The sequence below is a fragment of the Fundidesulfovibrio sp. genome (genome assembly GCF_058402725.1).
Genome location: NZ_JBZVFJ010000210.1, coordinates 1 through 4377 on the forward strand (window position 1 = coordinate 1; position 4377 = coordinate 4377).

Genomic DNA, 4377 nt, shown 5'->3' on the forward strand with positions numbered 1-4377 from the left:
CCAGTCTCCGGCCTCCACCGAGGAGCTCATGCGCCGGGGCCGCGACGCCATGGCCGAAGGCCGCCTCCAGGAGGCCGTGGAGGCCTATGCCGCCGTGCCCTCGCCAGACAAGGCCCACGACGAGGGCGAGTTCGCCTCGGCCCGCATGCAGCTGGCCCGCCTGCGCCTGGCGGCCGGTGACCACGAGGGGGCCGTGCAGGCCGCGCGCGACGTGCTCGCACATTTTTCCGGTCACGCCGAGGCCCAGAACTTCATCGTCGCCGTGGAGCGCGACCTCCTGCCTGCCTGGGAGCGCTTCCTCAAGGACTGCTGGCGCTTCCTGCCCTCGCTCCTCTCCGGCGCGGGCATGACGCTGCTGCTGGTGTTCTGCACCATGCTTGTCTCGCCCCTGGGGGGGCTCGTCATCGCCCTGGGGCGGCTCAGCTCCTACCGGGCGCTGCGCGTGCCGTGCTGGTTCGTCATCTGGCTTTTCCGGGGCACGCCGCTTCTGTTGCAGCTCTTCTTCATCTACTACGGTTTGCCCTCCCTGGGCGTGACGCTCAAGCCGCTCACGGCGGCGCTCATCGGGCTGGGGATCAACTATTCGGCCTACCTGGCCGAGATCATCCGCGCGGGCATCGAATCGATCCCCTCGGGCCAGATGGAGGCGGCCAAGGCCCTGGGCATGACCTACGGCCAGGCCATGCGCCGCGTGGTGGTGCCCCAGACCTACAAGCGCCTCATCCCGCCCGTGGCCAACGAGTTCATCGCCTTGATCAAGGACACGGCCCTGGTCTCCACCATCGCCATGGTGGAGCTGATGCGCGCGGCGGACCAGATGTTCAACACCTATTTCAACGTCACGGCCATTGTCCTGGCGGGCGTGATCTACCTGTTCTTCACCACCGTGTTCACCTTTGTCTTCGAGCGCATCGAGGCCAGGGTGGGCATCTACGAGAGGCGCTGACATGGCAGGGCTGATCGAATGCGTGAATCTGCGCAAGAGCTTCGGCGCGCACCGCGCCCTGGACGACGTGAGCCTCACCGTGGAGCGCGGCGAGAAGGTGGTGATCATCGGGCCTTCGGGCTCGGGCAAGTCCACGCTTCTTCGCGCCATGAACTTCCTGGAAACCGTGGACGCAGGCGAAATCCGCTTCGAGGGCGTGCCCGCCGGCTACCGGCAGGTGGCGGGAAAGCTCGTTCTGGACCGCCAGCGCAACCTCTGCGCCCTGCGCACGCAGATCGGCATGGTGTTCCAGCAGTTCAACCTCTTCCCGCACATGACGGTGCTGGGCAACGTGATGGAAGGCCCCGTGACCGTGCTCGGCCAGGACAAGGCCCAGGCGCGCAGCCTGGCCATGGAGATGCTCTCCAAGGTGGGCATGGCCGACAAGGCCGGGCGCTTCCCCGCAACGCTCTCCGGCGGACAGAAGCAGCGCGTGGCCATCGCGCGCGCCCTGGCCATGCGCCCCAAGCTGATGCTCTTCGACGAGCCCACCTCGGCCCTGGACCCGGAGCTGGTGGGCGAGGTGTTCGAGGCCATCAAGACCCTGGCCCGCGAGGGCATGACCATGGTGATCGTCACCCACAACATGGGCTTCGCCCGCGAGGTGGCGGACACGGTGGCCTTCATGGACGCCGGGCGCATCCTCCTGGCCGACCCCCCCGCCAAGTTCTTCGGCCAGGACTGCGAAATGCCCCGCATCCGCGCCTTCATGGACAAGATCATGTAGGGGATGCTCCTTGCACCTCAGCCTTCAAGAAGAAAGGGCCGGTCGACCGGCCCTTTCCATTTGATCAACTCACTCCAGGAACCGCGCCCAGTACTCCCAGTCCGGCTTGATGTGCGTGAGCCCCAGTTCCTGGCCCATTTCGAACACCAGGATGAACGCGAAGCACGCCAGGGCCGCACCGGCCAGGAGTTTCGCGCCGCCCCGGGCCTTGCGCAGCGTCAGCAGCGCGGGCAGCACCCCGAAGAGCAGGCAGATGCCCACGCCGCCCACCAGGTTCATCACTGCCAGGAAGATGTCCGGGTAGACGAGGGACACCACCAGCGGCGGCGCGAAGGCCAGCAGCCACGCCGTCACATGCCCGGGCCTGCGACCCAGGCCGTCCCCCAGGTCCTTCAGGAAGTCCAGCAGCGCCGTGCCGTTGGCCAGGAAGGCCGCGCTCATGGAGAGCAGGGCGAACACCAGCCCGATGTCGGTGAAAGTCCGCGAATCCAACAGGATGGAGAGCGGCACCGTGGCCGGGAGGTTCTTCTCGAAGGCGTTCATGAGGGTGGCCGGCCCCTGGCCCTCCATGGGCAGGGCGCAGAACACGGCCGCCGTCCAGGCCACGTTCATGCCCAGGCCCAGAAGCGATCCGTACAGGATGGAACGGCGCACCGCGCGCACGTCCCCCTGCATCTCCCGGCAGAGCGTGGGCACGAGGTTGTGGAAGAGAAACGCCGTGAGCGCCACCGGCATGGCCGCCGGAAGAAATTCCGGGCGCATGGGCAGGGCGCGGGCCGGGTCCGCATGGCCCAGCGTCATGGCGATGAGCGCGGTGAAGCTCACGCCCATCAGCAACAGGATCACCGCGTTGCAGCGGCGCAGGATGGCCATGCCGAACCCCGTGAGCCCGGCCACGGCGCAGAAGTAGAGCAGCGTGACCGCCCAGCGGGGCACGGGCACGGCGAAGAGGCTGTTCACCACCGTGGACGTGCCCACCAGATAGGCCGTGAGCACCCCGTAGAAGATCACCATGTCCGCAGCCACGGCCAGCCACTTGGCCGAGGGGCCGAGCTTGTCCCCGAAGAAGGCGGGCAGGCCGCCGGAGTCCTCCCGCGAGAGCTCCGGCTGGTCCGCCAGCACATAGGCGCTGTAGAGCATGAGCGCCCACACCAGCACGATCCCGGCCAGTGAGGGGATCATCCCGGCGGGGCCCAGGTTCACCGGCAGGGCAAGGATGCCCGCCCCCAGCAGGTTCCCCGTGACCATGAGCGACATGGTGAGCACGGGGGCCTTGCCCCCCGGGACGCCCACGGCTAGGCCCCGGCCTTCTGCTTGGCCAGCATCACGTCCAGGATGGCCGGGTCGAGCCCGGTGAGGCCCGTGCGCACCACCTGGGAGAGGTTGCGCATGGTCTGCTCGGGGCTCGCGTCCACGATGCCGTCGGTGGAGCGCACCACGCAGCCGCTGATGGCCAGCAGCGCGTTGCGCACGGCTGCGCCGGCCAGTTCGCCCACCTTGAGGGCGCAACTGGTCTTGGCCCCGTCGCAGACCACGGGGGTGAAGCAGGCGATGTGGTTCTTCACGGCCCCGCCCACGGCCTCGGCCGATCCGGCCATCATGTAGGCCACGGCGGCGGCCACGCCCGCGCCGCCCGCAACGCCGCTGCCGCACAGGCAGGAGAGCCTGCCCACGCCGGCCTTGATGCAGCACGTCACCAGGTAGCTGAGCATCACGGCCTTGAGGGCCAGGCCTTCGTCTTCAAGCGTCAGGTACTGGGCGGCCGAGATCACGGGGATGCCCGCGGCGATGCACTGGTTGCCCGATCCGGCCAGGGTCATGGCGGGCAGGGGCACCCCGCCCATGCGGGAATCGATGCCCGCTGCGGTGCGGATGGCCGCCCACTGGGCCATGTCCTTCTGCAGCAGGCCCCGGCGCAGCAGGCCCAGGAGCGTGCGCCCCACGGCGATGCCCGGCCCGCGCGAGAGGCCGTATTCCACCAGGGCCAGGTTCAGGTCCAGCCCTTCGCGGACGTAGCGCAGGTCCGAGGCGTCCATGTCGTCGAGGATGTGCACCAGATCGGCCAGGGTCATGCCCAGCAGCCACTCCTGGAGTTCGGGCAGAAGAGTCTCGGAGGCCCCGCCCGCCTGGGCCGCGCCCGGCGCGGCCACCTCCTGGCCGTCCAGGGTGCGCGAGGAGACGTTGTCGTGGCAGCCCGTGACCACCGCCTGGGCCGTGCGCCCGCCCGAGACAACGGTGACGCGCACGAAGAGCCCCTGCGTGTCCGGGGCGATGGAGGCCGTCACCTTGCCCTGGGCCAGCAGCCTGCGGGCGCGGGCCAGGCCCTCCTTGTCCACGGTGGCGAACACCTCCAGCTTTTTTGCCGGGTCCCCTGCGGCCGCGCCCATGGCGGCGGCCAGGTCCACGCCGGAGGTCTCGTCGGAGTGGGGGATGATCACGCCCATGGCGTTCTTGTAGATGTTGGGGTCGGTTTCCACGGTCAGGGAGTCGATGTCGCCCGGAGGCAGGAGCGCGGCCGCGGTGGCGGCGCACAGGCCGATGGCGGCGGGTTCGGTGCAGCCCAGGCCCGGTTCGGTCTCCAGGTGCAGGAGCTGGCGGGCGTTGTTGTGCAGGATGTCCTTGATGGTGAGACCCATGGAAACCTCCGGGCGATGGCGTTGGGGCG

4 protein-coding genes are annotated in these 4377 nt (G+C 69.1%); 2 read left to right on the forward strand and 2 right to left on the reverse strand.

From position 1 onward, the window contains the following. The coding region (locus ACV4UX_RS17515) for an ABC transporter permease subunit (RefSeq protein ID WP_491594565.1) at window positions 1-946 on the forward strand (946 nt) is incomplete at its 5' end. A gap of 1 nt (window position 947) precedes the next feature. After that, a complete protein-coding gene (locus ACV4UX_RS17520) occupies window positions 948-1712 on the forward strand; it encodes an amino acid ABC transporter ATP-binding protein (protein WP_491594566.1) in 765 nt (254 codons plus the stop codon). A gap of 69 nt (window positions 1713-1781) precedes the next feature. On the opposite strand, the gene ACV4UX_RS17525 is transcribed toward ACV4UX_RS17520, so the two are convergent. Together ACV4UX_RS17525 and ACV4UX_RS17530 are read right to left on the reverse strand one after the other, a co-directional pair. Beyond that, complete coding sequence (locus ACV4UX_RS17525; RefSeq protein ID WP_491594567.1) at window positions 1782-3005, reverse strand: aromatic amino acid transport family protein; 1224 nt, start codon at window positions 3003-3005, stop codon at window positions 1782-1784. Between the two features lie 2 nt (window positions 3006-3007). Next, window positions 3008-4377 (reverse strand): L-serine ammonia-lyase, iron-sulfur-dependent, subunit alpha (locus tag ACV4UX_RS17530; protein WP_491594568.1); only part of this gene is annotated, 1370 nt, incomplete at its 5' end.